The 12,777-nt window shown below is 72.2% G+C and carries 14 protein-coding genes; 1 reads left to right on the forward strand and 13 read right to left on the reverse strand.

All coding sequences use genetic code 11. The features are described from left to right. From M4J07_RS17645 to ureA, 3 genes are all read right to left on the reverse strand, one after another. On the reverse strand, positions 1-1,601 hold a 1,601-nt coding region (locus M4J07_RS17645; RefSeq protein ID WP_255972959.1), incomplete at its 3' end, for an amidohydrolase. 14 nt (positions 1,602-1,615) lie between these two features. Beyond that, a complete protein-coding gene (locus tag M4J07_RS17650; RefSeq protein WP_255972961.1) occupies positions 1,616-3,301 on the reverse strand; it encodes an urease subunit alpha in 1,686 nt (561 codons plus the stop codon). After that, positions 3,298-3,888 carry an urease subunit gamma gene (gene ureA, locus M4J07_RS17655; protein ID WP_255972963.1) on the reverse strand — a complete coding sequence of 197 codons (591 nt, stop codon included), beginning with the start codon at positions 3,886-3,888 and terminating at the stop codon, positions 3,298-3,300. Before ureA ends, M4J07_RS17650 begins: the two co-directional genes overlap by 4 nt. A 124-nt stretch (positions 3,889-4,012) precedes the next feature. Here ureA and M4J07_RS47910 point away from each other — a divergent pair, with 124 nt between their 5' ends. Further along, the gene (locus M4J07_RS47910) at positions 4,013-5,200 is read left to right on the forward strand and encodes a PucR family transcriptional regulator (protein WP_305127836.1); all 1,188 of its coding nucleotides are present in this window, start codon (positions 4,013-4,015) and stop codon (positions 5,198-5,200) included. Positions 5,201-5,215: 15 nt separating this feature from the next. Here M4J07_RS47910 and M4J07_RS17670 read toward each other — a convergent pair whose 3' ends face one another. The 10 genes from M4J07_RS17670 to M4J07_RS17715 form a co-directional block, all read right to left on the reverse strand. After that, complete coding sequence (locus M4J07_RS17670) at positions 5,216-5,635, reverse strand: hypothetical protein (protein ID WP_255972965.1); 420 nt, start codon at positions 5,633-5,635, stop codon at positions 5,216-5,218. 50 nt (positions 5,636-5,685) lie between these two features. Further along, positions 5,686-6,231, reverse strand: a complete 546-nt coding sequence (locus M4J07_RS17675) for a hypothetical protein (protein WP_255972967.1) — start codon at positions 6,229-6,231, stop codon at positions 5,686-5,688. Between the two features lie 89 nt (positions 6,232-6,320). Then, positions 6,321-7,826 carry an FG-GAP repeat domain-containing protein gene (locus M4J07_RS17680; protein ID WP_255972969.1) on the reverse strand — a complete coding sequence of 502 codons (1,506 nt, stop codon included), beginning with the start codon at positions 7,824-7,826 and terminating at the stop codon, positions 6,321-6,323. Positions 7,827-7,871: 45 nt separating this feature from the next. Next, on the reverse strand, positions 7,872-8,270 hold the full coding sequence (locus M4J07_RS17685) for an Imm7 family immunity protein (protein ID WP_255972971.1): 399 nt from the start codon (positions 8,268-8,270) through the stop codon (positions 7,872-7,874). A 48-nt stretch (positions 8,271-8,318) separates the two neighbouring features. Beyond that, the gene (locus M4J07_RS17690; protein WP_255972973.1) at positions 8,319-9,137 is read right to left on the reverse strand and encodes an ATP/GTP-binding protein; all 819 of its coding nucleotides are present in this window, start codon (positions 9,135-9,137) and stop codon (positions 8,319-8,321) included. Between the two features lie 67 nt (positions 9,138-9,204). Further along, positions 9,205-9,909, reverse strand: coding sequence for a 3-oxoacyl-ACP reductase FabG (gene fabG / locus M4J07_RS17695; protein WP_255972975.1), 705 nt, complete (start codon positions 9,907-9,909; stop codon positions 9,205-9,207). Further along, positions 9,909-10,061, reverse strand: a complete 153-nt coding sequence (locus M4J07_RS17700) for a hypothetical protein (RefSeq protein ID WP_255972977.1) — start codon at positions 10,059-10,061, stop codon at positions 9,909-9,911. The genes fabG and M4J07_RS17700 overlap by 1 nt, the downstream gene beginning before the upstream one ends. Beyond that, on the reverse strand, positions 10,058-10,627 hold the full coding sequence (locus tag M4J07_RS17705) for a hypothetical protein (RefSeq protein WP_255972979.1): 570 nt from the start codon (positions 10,625-10,627) through the stop codon (positions 10,058-10,060). Before M4J07_RS17705 ends, M4J07_RS17700 begins: the two co-directional genes overlap by 4 nt. Positions 10,628-10,891: 264 nt before the next feature. After that, the gene (locus M4J07_RS17710; RefSeq protein WP_255972981.1) at positions 10,892-11,926 is read right to left on the reverse strand and encodes an AvrD family protein; all 1,035 of its coding nucleotides are present in this window, start codon (positions 11,924-11,926) and stop codon (positions 10,892-10,894) included. A 226-nt stretch (positions 11,927-12,152) separates the two neighbouring features. Next, complete coding sequence (locus M4J07_RS17715) at positions 12,153-12,638, reverse strand: MarR family winged helix-turn-helix transcriptional regulator (RefSeq protein ID WP_255972983.1); 486 nt, start codon at positions 12,636-12,638, stop codon at positions 12,153-12,155. Positions 12,639-12,777 lie beyond the last annotated feature (139 nt).

The following is a 12,777-nucleotide window of genomic DNA, read 5'->3' on the forward strand; positions in this document are numbered from 1 at the left end:
GCGAGGACCCGGATCGCGCCGATGCGGTCGGGGTCGGTGCGGACGGGGTCGCCGTCCAGGACGGTGAGGTCGGCGAGCTGTCCGGGGACGAGGCGTCCCTTGCGCCCGCCGAAGCCGGTGGCGCGGGCGGAGCCCTCGGTCCAGGCATGCAGCGCGGCAAGAACCGGAACGCTCTCGTCCGGACCGTACGGCATGCCGGTCTCGGTCAGTCGCGTGACCATCGACTGGATCGCGGGCAGCGGTGCGCCGGGCGCCACGGGCCGGTCGGAGCTGCCGGGGACGGGCAGTCCGAGGTCGGTGAAGGATTTCATCCGGTACGACCAGGCGGTGCGCTCGGGGCCGAGCGCGGCGGCCATCGCGTCGCCGAAGGCGTGCAGGAAGTTGTGCTGCGGCACGGGCACCACACCCAGCTCGGCGAAGCGGGCCAGCTGATCGGGGCGGACCACGCCCGCGTGCTCGATCCGGTGCCGGACGCCGGGGCGCTCGTGCTCCGCCCCGGCGCGCGCGAAGGCGTCGAGGGCCAGGTCGACGGCCCGGTCGCCGATGGCGTGGGCGGCCACCGTCCAGCCGGACCGGTGCGCGGCGACGACCAGGTCCGTCATCGCGTCGGCGTCGCCCTGGAAGTAGCCGGTGGGCCGCTCCTCGTTGTGGGGACAGCCGCAGAAGGGTTCCGTGACGGCTGCCGTGCGGCCCAGCAGCGAACCGTCGAGGAAGATCTTCACCGGCCCGAGGGAGAGCCGGTCGTCGCCGAATCCGGTGCGCAGGCCGAGGTCGAGCCCGAGCGTGATGCCGTCGTCGGCGTGCGCGGTCAGCGGGTGCAGCACGTCGGACGCGGCCATGAGCTGGGCACGGGTGTGCAACCGGCGGGTGTCGCGGGCGAGTTGGTAGGCGCCGAGCTCGACCGGCGTGTGCCCGATCCAGCCACCGCCGATGCCCGCCTCGGTGAAGCTGGTGACGCCCTCGGTGAGGTAGTGGCGGGTCGCCGCGTCGACGGCGTCGGCGACGGTCTCCACCGGGTACGGCAGCACCTGCCGCTGCACGAGCCGCTGCGCGGTCTCCTCCAACAGGCCGTCCGGGCGGCCGAGTTCGTCGCGGGAGACGACACCGCCGACCGGATCGCGGAAGGCTTCGTCCAGCGCGCCGGCCGCGGCGAGCACCGGGGTGTTGACGACGCAGGCGTGCCCGGAGGTGTGCTTGAGCCAGACGGGCCGGCCGCCCGCGGCCCGGTCGAGGGCATCGCGGTGCGGATGGCGGCCGCCGAGCTTGTGGTGGTCGAGCCCGGCACCGATCACCCAGGCGTCCGGGGCGAGGTGCTCGGCGTACGCGGCGACGGCGGCGTACACCTCGTCGACCGAGCGGGCCGTGGAGACGTCGAGCTGGGTGAGGGTCAGGCCGAACCAGGCGGTGTGGCAGTGCGCGTCGTTGAAGCCGGGCAGCACGGTGGCGCCGCCCGCGTCGAGGACGCGCCGCGCGGGCAGGTCCGCCACGTCGTCGTCGAGCCCCACGACGGTGCCGTGCAGGACGCCGAGGGTGTGGGCGGTGGGACGGTCGGGGTCGAGGGTGCGGATGCGGGCGTTGCGGACGAGCAGGTCGAGTCGCATGGAGTGGCTGCCTCTCAGGCCAGGTGGTGCAGTTGCGCGAGCGGCAGCTCGGTGGCGGGCGCGGTGCCGGTGGCCACGCCGTCGACGAGGACGGGCGCGGGCTCGCGGGGCACGACGACGCGCGGTGTCGCGGTGTTGTGCAGCATGTCGGCGCGGGTGAGGCCGCGGCTGCCGCGGATCGGTGCGTACGTCAGTCCGCTCGGCAGGGCGGCCCGCGCGGCCCGGTCCTGGAGGGCGGCCTCGGCGACGAAGACCTTGGCGAGCCGGGCGGGCGCGGCGCCGAGCGCACCGTAGTACGGCCGGTAGACGCGCGGCTGGGTGAGCCGGGTCGACCCGGATCCCGAGCCGGTGTTGCCCCACGCCACGAACCCGGACTTGATGACGAGCTCCGGCTTGCTGCCGAACCACTTGGGGTCCCACAGCACGAGGTCCGCCATCCGTCCCGCCTGCACGGTGCCGACCTCGTGGGCGAGGCCGTGGGCGATCGCCGGGTTGAGGGTGATCTTGGCGAGGTAGCGCAACGCCCTGACGTTCTCGGGCCGTTCCACTCCCCCGCCGCCGTTGGCGAGGGCCTGTACGTGGGCGAGCTGCCAGGTCCGGCGCACCGTCTCGGCGATCCGGCCCATGCCCATGGAGTCGGAGTTGACGATGGAGATGGCCCCCAGGTCGTGCAGGGCGTACTCGGCGGCGATGGCGTGCTCGCGGATCCGGCCCTTGGAGATCGCGACGTCGCTCGCGGAGTGGTGGTTCTGCCGGTGCACGGTCATCGTCATCGGGAAGAGCTCGCCGACCGTGTTCGGGGTGTACGGGATGGTGGGCGTGGTCGACGACGGCAGGATGTTCGGCTCGGAGAGGATCTCCAGGAGGTCGGGGTGCCCGCCGCCGCCCTCCACGTGGTACGCGTGCACGGTCCGGCCGCGCGTGGCGCCGATGGTGTCCCGCAGATAGCCCGACTCGTTCATGGAGTCGGTGTGCAGGGCCACCGGCAGGTCGGCCTGCTCGGCGGTGTCGAGGCAGTTGTCGATGATGCGGGGTGTCGCCCCGAAGTCCTCGTGGATCTTGAAGCCGCCGGCCCCGGCGAGGGTGATCTCGTCGAGCAGCGCCCGCGAACTCGACGAACCCCGGGCCAGGAAGGCGATGTTGAGCGGGGTGCCCTGCCAGGCGCTCATCAGGGTGTGCAGGTTGTGGGCGGGGTTGCAGCCGATCTCCCAGACGCCGCCGAGGCCCATGCCGACGAGCGTGGTGACGCCCGCGGAGAGCGCGGCGGGCGCCACTTCGGGCGAGGAGAGGTGGACGTGGCTGTCGACGATGCCGGGCGTCGCGATCAGCCCCTCCCCCGGGACGACCGAGGTGTGCGAGTCGATGGCGTACTCGACGTCCATGACGTCCGGGTTGCCGACGCCGCCGACGGCGACGATGCGGCCGTCCTTGATGCCGATGTCGGTCTTGCGCACTCCGAGCACCGGGTCCATCAGGACCACTCCCGCCACGACCATGTCGAGCGCCGAGTCACGGTCGGAGCGCGGGGAGGCGAGCAGTCCGTCACGGACCGTCTTGCCGCAGCCGCCGAGGAGTTCGTCGCCCGGCGTGCCGTCATCGGCCTCGACCTCCACCCACAGGCAGGTGTCGCCGAGCCGGATCCGGTCGCCGGTCGTGGGCCCGTACAGGGCGTGGTACGTGCGGCGGTCGATGCTGGTCATGCGCGCTCCTGGGTCTTGCGGCTGGCGGGGACGAGGACGACCTCGCGCTCCTCGCCGGGCGCGAAGGTGAGCGCGGTGCCGGCGGCGATGTCGAGGCGCAGCCCGCGGGCGGCCTCCCGGTCCAGTTCGAGGGCCTGGTTGACCTCGTGCAGCGGGTAGTGCGACGAGACGTAGACAACCGTGTCACCGGTGTTGCGCACGGTCAGGGTCGTGCGGGGGCGCCCCACGTTGATCTCGACGGGCTCCGGGCCGGTGCGGACCGCGCCCGGCGGTTCGGCGCTCCCGGGCCCGATCGGGCGGTCGACGGCGACGAGCGAGGTGCCGCTCGGGAAGAGCGCCTCGACCTGCACGGTCGTCACGATGTCGGCGACGCCGTCCAGCACGTCGTCCGCGGTCAGGACCCGGCCCGCCGCCTCGATCACCTCGTCGAGGCTCAGCCCGTCCCAGGCGGCCTCCAGGATCTCGTCGCAGATCAGGGCGATCGACTCGGGAGCGTTGAGACGGCGGCCCCGTGCGCGGCGGCGCCGGGCGAGCTCGGCGACGGTGAACAGCTGGAGCCGTTCCTGTTCTCGAGGGGTCAGATGCACGGCCGAGTGGCCCTCCTGTGCGACGGGACCCGGGCGGGGTGCCGCGGGACTGCCCCAGCTTCCGTGGCAGCAGGCACAAATCCAACGTTGAAACATCGCCCCTGCGTCACCCAGGATTGGTCACATGCACAATCCACTCCGCCCGGACATCGAACTGCCACCGCCCTCACCGCGCATCGCGGAACTGGCCGGGCAGTGCCTGGACAACATCGACGGGCTGATCGGCGACTGGCTGGAGATGGTCCGCCCGGTCCGCACCACGTACGCGGACCGCGTCCCCGACGTCCAGTTCCGGGACACCGCGTGGCACGCCTTCGAGCTGCTGCTGCGCACCGTGGCGCAGCTTCCGGTGCCGCCGCACATCGCCGGCGTCTCCCAGCGCGTGGGCGAGGACCGCGCCCGGCAGGGTGTGCCGCTCGATGCGCTCCTGCAGGCGGCCCGGCTGGACTTCCGCGTGGTGTGGGCGGCGCTCGTCAGGCGCGCGGACCCGGCGGACATGACGGAGCTGGTGGAGTCCGCCTACCACGTGTGGGAGGCCGTCGAGGGCCACGTCACCGGGATCATGACGGCGTACCAGCGGACGATCCTGGAGATGGGGCGGCGCGAGGAGGACGAGCGGCGCATGTGGTTCGCCCGGCTCCTGGAGAGCGAGGGCCGCAACCCGACGGTCGTCAGGGACGCGGGCCTCGCCCTGGGTTTCACGGCGTCGGGCCGTTACCTGTGCGCGGCGTCGTCCGCGGCGGACGGCCCAGGACTGCACCGGGCGGCCATGGCCCTGCGGGCGGCGGGCGCGCCGGTGCAGCAGCAGATGGTGGGCGGGGACGCCGTCCTGGTGGTGCAGTTGGGCAGCCGCACCACGCGGGAGGGCGTCCTCGACCAGCTCGGCGACTCGCCCTGCGGTGTCGCGCCGCCGACGACGGGACTCTCCTCGGTGCCGCGGGCCGCGGTCCTCGCCGTGGCGACGGCCCAGGTGCTGCCGCCCGACGCCACGTCACCACGCCTGCTGGAGGACAGCTGGCTGGACGTACTGGCCCATCGGGCGGGCGACTTCGCCCGCGATCTGGCGGCCGACGTCCTGGGCGGTCTCGACGGACCGGACGTCACCGCCACGGAGGCGGACCGGCTGCTGCAGACGGTCCGTACGCACCTCTCGGGCAGCGGCTCCATCGCGGACACGGCCGACGCCCTCTACTGCCACCGGAACACGATCCAGCACCGCTTCGCCCGCTTCCACCAGCTGACCGGCCGCGACGTGCGCAGGCCCGGCGACGCGGCTTTGGTCGCGGTGGCGCTGCGCGCCGACCGCGGGTGACCTCCCCGTCGCAGGTCAGACGCGCCCACCGGTGAGGCGGGTGACGGGCCCCTGCCCGGCCCGCTCGGCACGGCGCCCGGCGGCGAAGGAGGTCGCGGCCAGCGCGGTCGCGCCGACCCCGACGCCCGCGGCGACGGCCTTGCGGTTCTTGACGAGCGCCCAGGCCGTCGTGGCCACGGACGTCACGCGCTGCGCGGCCGACGTCACGTTGTCGCGGGCGCTCGCCAGTGCGGCGCCGGTGGACGCGACCGCGTGGGCCGCGCCGGTGCCCGTGGAATCGGCGGCACGGGCCGCTCCCTTGCCCGCCGACTCCACGGCGTCCGCGGTCTTCCCGGTCACCGACTCGGTGGCCGGTTCCGTGGTCTTGGTGGTGGCCGGCTTCGCCGTCTTCGCGGCGCGGCCCTTGATGGTCTCGTTCTGCTGTGGATTCGCCATGCTGTGCGGTTGGCCCGATCCGGCCGCGTCAAACAATGTCGGGAATCCGGTCAGCCGGACAGCTCGGCCCGCCACGACCGCGGCCACTGCCCCGACGGCGGTGGGCCGCCCCCGATGCCGAGGTCGTTCCTGGCGCTCTTGTAGAAGTCGTCGCGGGCCGCGCTGGCCAGCTGATGGGCCCTGGACCACTTGTCGGCGTCGAACGAGCCGTCCCGTACGAGGAGTTCGATGGTCCAGATCGTCTCGTGCCAGCGTCGCGCCGCCGCGACGGTCACCGCGTCCCCGACCAGGAGGACCGACTCCCACTCGGTGGCCCGCCGGGACTCCGCCTCGGCGAGCAGGGGCAGCCCCTCGGCCGGTGGCAGCGGATCGGCCACGTCGGTGAACCCGAGGGCGGAGCCGATGCGTTGGGCGATCCTGAGCTGGGCCTTGAGGGCGTTGGCGTACCGGCCGTACGTCTCGAAGCGCTTCTCGTCCCAGCGCTCCTCCCGCTGCCGCTGCCATCTGCGGCGCTCGGTCAGGCTCTGTGCGGCGAACGAGCCGAGCGAGCCGACCACGACACCTATCAGAGCCGGAAGCTGATCGTAGAGTGACACGTTTCCCCCGTTGTTCCCTCGTCGGAGCTCCATCGTCGGTGCGCACGGATCTGCCGCACGGACCGGCCGCACGGATCGGCCGCGCCGCCTCAGCCGGACGGTGACGCCCACACCCGGGGCTCCACCCAGGCACTGGCGTCGAAGGCCGTGCGGTCGCGGGCGGTGACGCCGTCCGTGACCCACCAGTGTGTCGGGGCGTCCCCGTAGTACCCGTACATCGGGTCGGCGCTCCAGTTCAGGACCGGTTCGTCCCGGCCGTTCCCGTCGAAGTCCGCGGCCGTGTACGGGCGTGCGTGGCGCCGCTGGGCGGAGAGCTTCTTGCCGTGGGCCCGTGCGGGGCCCTCGCGGACCATGGTCGCGGAACCTCCCGTGCCGTCGAGGTCCTCCAGCAGGCTCACGCCGTCGTACGTCGGCAGCAGGATGCCGTCGCGGCCGTCGCCGTCCGGGTCCGCCGCCACGTAGACGAGTGGCGTGGAGAATCCGCGGCGCGGGAGCGCGGACCGCGGCAGTTCACGGCGGACCGGCGGGCCGCCGTCTCCCGGGTACACCGTCAAGGAACCGTCGACCTCCGGGGGTTCGCTCTCCGACCCGGGCTCGTCGTTGCGGCTTCCGTCGTCCCCGACGGCGACGTCGCGCCGCCCGTCGCCGTCGAAGTCGCCGAAGGCCCGGGCGTTGCCCGCGCGCAGTTCGCGGCCCCGGCCGGTGGCGGGGTCGGTGTAGAGCGTGTTGCCCGACTGTTCGCCGTCGTCGGTCGCGTGCTGGAGCAGCGGGGTCGTCCGCGGCTCGTCGCCGGGCGTGTCGACGGCGCCCGGGTCGGCGTACAGCGATCCCCCGTTGCCGGGCAGCGTCCCGGTGCGCGCGGGCGCCCCCGTCGACCGGTCGAACGGTCCGTACAGGAACCAGACGTCGCTGCCGGTGTCCCCCACCCCGGCCAGGTCGTGGTGCCCGTCCCCGTCGAAGTCCCCGCGGACCACCTGCTTGAGCCCCAACACTGATGCTCTCTGCGGGAGTTGTACGGGGGTGGCCTTCCGGCCCGGCGCGCCGGGGCCGTGCGGGGAGCCCCAGGCCACGTACAGCGTGGAGCGCTGGGCCGTGACGTTCCCGTCGGTCGCCCGCTCCCGCCCGGTGTGGGGCACCACGAGATCGGCGAAGCCGTCGCCGTCGAGATCGGCGGTGGCCACCCGGCGTGCGTCGATGTCCTCGGGCCGCTCGACGCCCGACGTCGACACCGCGGCGGGCAGACCCAGGTCGCTGCGCCCGTACACGGCGCGGGTCACCGGATCGAGCCCGCCCGACGACCCGTAGACCACCAGGATCCGGCCGTCGGCGGGCTCCCACTGCGGTTCGCCGCCCGGTGTGTCGAGGGGCAGCAGCAGATCGCGGTGGCCGTCGCCGTTCAGGTCGTCGGGGTCGCGCGAGCCCTTGCCGGGAGCCGGGGCGCGGCTCGCGGTCGGCGCGGCGAGCGGTGTCGGGCTCCCGCTGCGCGACGCCCCGTCGTCTCGTTCGCCCGGCGTTCCGCTGCCGCATCCGGCGAGCAGCGCCAGCACACCGCAGACGGCGACGAGCGCGGCGGGCGGGGCGGTTCTCCACGTCATGCGCCCCACCCTCACACCGTGCCGGTCCGTCCCCGGCTGCCGCTATCAGATCGTTGTGAAGGGATCTTCCAGCGTGGGGACGCACGGGGACAACAGGGTCTCGGTGTGCCGGGTGACCCGGCCCCGGACGAGCCGGATCACCCGCACCTCGTTGCCGTGCTCCGGGTCCTCGTCGTCGAGGACGTGGAGCAGCCCGTAGGAGCCGGGAGCCACCGCGGCCACCTGCTCGAACAGCTCGACGACATCGGTCGACGGGGCGTGATTGGCATGGCCTCCCAGGTGGATGAACGGCTCGCCGTTCATCCACCTGAGGTCGAGCAGGTAGGGGTCGGCCATCAGATCGATGCGACGCTGCAGTTCCGCGACGATCTGCCGCAGCCGGCCCTCGTCGTCGTCGCTCCCCGCGGTCTCCCGCACCGTGATCCAGCCGTGGTACTCGAACACGGCACGATTGTAGGGAGACGGCCGCCGTGTGCAGGGAGACGGCCGCCGTCAGAAGCGCATCGCGTACGAGATGCGCCGCCGCAGGGACTTGACCCGCTGGGCATCGTGGAAGCGGGCGTCCTGCTCCAGGACCCGGGTGGCTTCGCGCACCTTCGCGCCGGCCCGCTCGATCGCCTCGTCGAGCGGCATCACCAGGGGCAGGTCGAAGATCTCGACGATCCGCTCCACGCGTTCCCGGACGCTGCCGCCCACCACGTGGTACGGGATCTCCAGCTCCTCCAGGGTGTCGATGAGCAGCTCGTCGGACATCCTGCGGAACGGTTCGGAGACCGGCCGGTGGCCGTCCGCCTTCATCTCGAACTCGACCGGCAGGTGCACGTAGGCGTCGTAGATCCGCTTGGCGCGGGCCTTGGCGACGGCGCCGTACGCGTCCATGTACTGGCGGTAGAACCGCTTGACGGGCAGTCCTGCCACGTTCTTCGCCGTCCGCACCAGCAGGTTCGCGCCGGGGTTGATGCCGACCCGCATGCGCGCCTCGCCGTAGATCCACTCGTGGATCACGGAGCCGTCGGAGATGAACGCCCCCTCGCCCGACTCGTTGTGGATCCGCTCCTCCAGCCGCCGCAGCCCCAGCATCGTGAGCTCCATCGCGCTCAGTTCCTGGACCTGCTTGCCCGGGACGAGGTCGAGGAGGATCTCCCGTGAGGTCATCGCGTGGGTACGAGGAATGCCCGTCGCCATCGACAGGGTCTCGGTCGTGGTGCTCTTGCCGCTGGAGTACGTCCCGGAGATCGCCAGGTGCAGACCCCGCTGCGTGGTGGCAGCGGCGGAGGCGCTCGTCGGGGCCGGGGTGCTCGTGTTCCCCATGGTGTCCATGGTGTCTTCTCTTCCGTCGTGGATGGCCCGGCCGGGGCCGGGGTGTGCGGTGCGGGACTCAGCCGCCGAGGCCCAGGCCGCCGCTGACCGGGAGGACGGCTCCGGTGACGAAGCGGCCGGACTCACCGGCGAGGTAGCGCACGGCGGCGGCGACGTCGGCCGTCTCGCCGGCGCGGCCGAGCGGTGTGATGGAGAGGAGGTGTGCGCGTCTGTCGGCCGTGATCCCGTGGCTCATGGCCGTGTCGATCAGGCCGGGCGCGACGACGTTGACCGTGATGTTCCGCGGGCCGAGTTCCCAGGCCAGGGAGCGGGCCATGCCGAGCATTCCGGCTTTGGCCGACGCGTAGTTGACCTGACCCGGCGCCCCGTACGCGTAGGTCATCGACGAGATCAGGACGATCCGTCCCCAGCGGGCCCGCAGCATGCCGCGCACCGCGCGGCGGACGGTGCGGAAGGCGCCGTGCAGATTGACGTCGACGACGTCGGTGAAGTCCTGCTCGTCCATGCGCAGCAGGAGCTTGTCCCGGGTGATCCCGGCGTTGACGACGAGTACTTCGACGGGCCCGTGTGCGTCCTCGGCCTGTCGGAAGGCCGTGTCGATGCTCTCCGGGTCCGTCATCTCGGCGCGCACGCCCAGCAGTCCGTCGGGCGGTGTGCTGTCGCGGTGGGTGACGGCGACGCGGTCGCCGTCGGCGGCCAGGGCGGTGGCCACGGCGAGTCCGATGCCTCGGTTGCCGCCGGTGACCATGACCGAGCGTCCCATCATCGGCTCCTCGTGGCGGTGGTGGGCGGGGCGGGCCGTCGGCCGGTGAGCGCCAGGTTGCGTGCGGCGGTCTCGGCGAGCAGCCGGCCGATGTCCCGCTGGCTGAAGACGGGTCCGAGCGGATCGGCGTGCGGCGTCGGCGGCTGCTTCATCGGGTGGCCTCACAGCCGGCCGTGGCCGCGTGCGGGCGCTGCGCGCCGGTGAACAGGTGCTCGACGGCTGCCGCGAGGCGGTCCGCGGTGAGCGCGTTCGGCAGGAGTCGGCGGGCGAAGCGCGGGCTGCGGGGCAGTCCAGGCCGTGGTTCCTCGGCCAGCAGGGGCGGCAGCAGTGCCATCGGCGTGCGGGACAGCTCCGCGTCACTCTCGGCGAGGAAGCGTGCGGCGCGCTCACGGTGTGCCTGCGGAAGCCAGTCGAGGAACGGCAGCCGGACGTCGACGATCTCGTCCCCGTCGTCGGCGAGGTCGGCGCAGTCGGCGCCCACCAGATCGTGGACGACACGGCACGGTGCGGCCTGCCACTCCTCGCGCAGCATCGGCACGTGGCTGCGGGCGTCGTCCAGCAGGACGAGCAGCGGCCGCTCGCCGTCGAGGTGCTCGCGCACCTGGGTGCGCTGCGCCTCGTCCGGCCACAGTCCCGTCGGTGTCCAGTTCTTCTGTCCGTGCCCGGTGGCGGTCTCGTGCCAGACCACGCGGGCCGGACCTTCGAGTATCACGAGCACGTCCCCTAATCGGAGCGTGGGTGTAAAACGCATGACGTGGTTCCCCCGTTGGTGTTTCTGGCGTGAAATGCGCGCGCAGCTCCTTGACTCCGCGCAGGCCGGGACTACCGGACGGCGAATCGAGCGGTGCATTCGCCGTCCGGCGGTCCAGGAATTAATGAGGCCGACGCTTTCCGGTAACCACCGGGAATTCTCCGGCAGTCCTGCGGACCGGATGTCATGGGACGACCCGGATGCAGAATTGACCAGTAATTGAAGCGTCTTTTACGCGGCGTCCGGCAGGCGATGGGCGAGCCAACAGCGTCCGCCGATCCCGGCGAAGTCGTCGACCGCCAGTTCCGCGGTGCGCCAGCGCGTGTCGCCCATGGGCAGGATCCTGCTGTTCTCGGTGCGCACGGTCGGGACGAAGCTGCGTCCCAGTGGGCGTACCGGCGTGCGCGCGCTGATGACGAAGCGCCGCATCCAGAGGGTGTCGCTGTCGCCGCGCGACAGTCCGTCCTGGGCGTAGAGCAGGATCTGCGCCAGTTGGGCCACGCCCACGAGCGCGTCGACCAGGGAGACCGAAGGACCGTAGGCCGCTTCCGCTCCGCAGGTGGGCGTGGTGGCGTCCGCGTCGTCGGCGACGACGCGCTGCAGGACGCTGACCTGCTGTCGGTCCAGGTCGACGCGGACCTGCTCGGCGTGCTGTTCGTGCTGTTTGTAGCCCGCGCCGTAGTGGCGGGACCGGGCCGGCCCGAGGGCCTGCTTCTCGTCGGAGTACGTGACCGGCTCGCCGGCCCTGCCGCCCTGTGCGTGGACGAGCGTGCAGCGCACCTTCAGCCGGCCGACCCGGCACTCGAAGGTGCTGGCCAGGGTGGCGTCGTCGGCCGGGCCTTCGACGGTGACGAGCCTGCCTTCCACGGGAAAGTCCGTGAGCTCCTCGTGCGGGCTGCTCCCGGCCCGTACGTCGGCGTGTCGCAGCCAGATCCTGCGCCGCTCGGCCGGGTCGAGGCCGAAGGCCCGGGCGATGTGCACCTCCGCCAGATTGGCGGCGAGCACCAGGGCGTCGATGCTGCTCAGATGGGGCCGGAGGTCTCCGGCTCCCGACTTGCGGGACCAGTCGCGCGGGTACGTGAGCGTCCCGCGTGCGGTGACGAGCGCGCCCGGGCGAGCGCCGCCGTCGGTGGTGATGTGCGTGAGGGTCTGCGTGACGCGCTTGTACCCGCTGCCGAAGAAGCGCGAGCTGCCCGGCCCGAGGCAGCTGTCAAGAGATCCGTAGAATAACTCTTTGCTGTTCTTGCCGTTCCCTATGCAGTTCATTCCCCGTTAAACCTTCCCCCGTGTTCGGGCCGCTCGGCCCGAACAGAAAAAAGACTAACACGGCACACTTCGGAGAAAGCGCTTCATAGGAAGAGGTGTGACACCCTCCACAGATCCATCCAAAAGAGTTTCCCATAAAGGGATTCGATAATTCCAGTTTATGGATCTGGTTCGTTCCGGTTCCGGTTCTGGTTCGGGTTTCGCCAAAAACACCGGAGTCCCGGATTCACTCGCAGGCGATCACGCGCGGCCAGCGGTCGGCGAGGAGTTCGCCGAGCAGCGCGCGCAGCCGGTCGCGGTCCTCCGCGGGCACCGCCGCGAGGAAGTCCCGCTCGACGGCGTCGACGGCCCGGCCCGCACGCTCCAGCGCCGCCCGCCCGTCGTCGGTGAGGCGCAGGATGTACCGCCTGCGGTCCGCGGGGTTGCGCCGCCGCTCCACGTGCCCGGCCCGCTCCATCTCGTCGATGAGGGCCACCATGGTCGTGGGGTCGAGGTGGAGCAGTCGGCTCAGGTCCTGCTGGGACAGGGTCAGGTCGCTCTCCAGCGCGGCGAGCACGTAGAAGTAGCGCAGCCGCATGCCCTGTTCGGCGAGCGCGTGCTCCGCGTCCTCCATGAGGATCGAGCCGGCCTTGTTCAGCAGGTAGCCGGTCCTGCGGACGAGAGGGAAGTCGAACCCGGCGGCCTGCGCCGGACTGGGCGTCGTCTGTGCCATGCGGCCGTTCCCCCTTGAGTTGCTCGGCTGAGTTGCTCGGCGCCGTCGAACGTCGCCGACACCGATCGTCGGTCCTGCAAAGCGTACTGGCGGTGGAACCGGGCCTCCAAGGCCGGTGCCACCGCCAGTGCTTCGGTGT

This window comes from Streptomyces longispororuber (genome assembly GCF_024448165.1).
Lineage (GTDB): Bacteria > Actinomycetota > Actinomycetes > Streptomycetales > Streptomycetaceae > Streptomyces > Streptomyces longispororuber_A.

Bases quoted from the DNA above. Each gene is read 5' to 3' on its own strand.
- fabG (WP_255972975.1), bottom strand. From the start codon at position 9,909: ATGGGACGCTCGGTCATGGTCACCGGCGGCAACCGAGGCATCGGACTC.
- M4J07_RS17690 (WP_255972973.1), bottom strand. From the start codon at position 9,137: ATGGGGAACACGAGCACCCCGGCCCCGACGAGCGCCTCCGCCGCTGCC.
- M4J07_RS17670 (WP_255972965.1), bottom strand. From the start codon at position 5,635: ATGGCGAATCCACAGCAGAACGAGACCATCAAGGGCCGCGCCGCGAAG.
- M4J07_RS17710 (WP_255972981.1), bottom strand. From the start codon at position 11,926: ATGAACTGCATAGGGAACGGCAAGAACAGCAAAGAGTTATTCTACGGA.
- M4J07_RS17715 (WP_255972983.1), bottom strand. From the start codon at position 12,638: ATGGCACAGACGACGCCCAGTCCGGCGCAGGCCGCCGGGTTCGACTTC.
- M4J07_RS47910 (WP_305127836.1), top strand. From the start codon at position 4,013: ATGCACAATCCACTCCGCCCGGACATCGAACTGCCACCGCCCTCACCG.
- M4J07_RS17700 (WP_255972977.1), bottom strand. From the start codon at position 10,061: ATGAAGCAGCCGCCGACGCCGCACGCCGATCCGCTCGGACCCGTCTTC.
- M4J07_RS17680 (WP_255972969.1), bottom strand. From the start codon at position 7,826: ATGACGTGGAGAACCGCCCCGCCCGCCGCGCTCGTCGCCGTCTGCGGT.
- M4J07_RS17650 (WP_255972961.1), bottom strand. From the start codon at position 3,301: ATGACCAGCATCGACCGCCGCACGTACCACGCCCTGTACGGGCCCACG.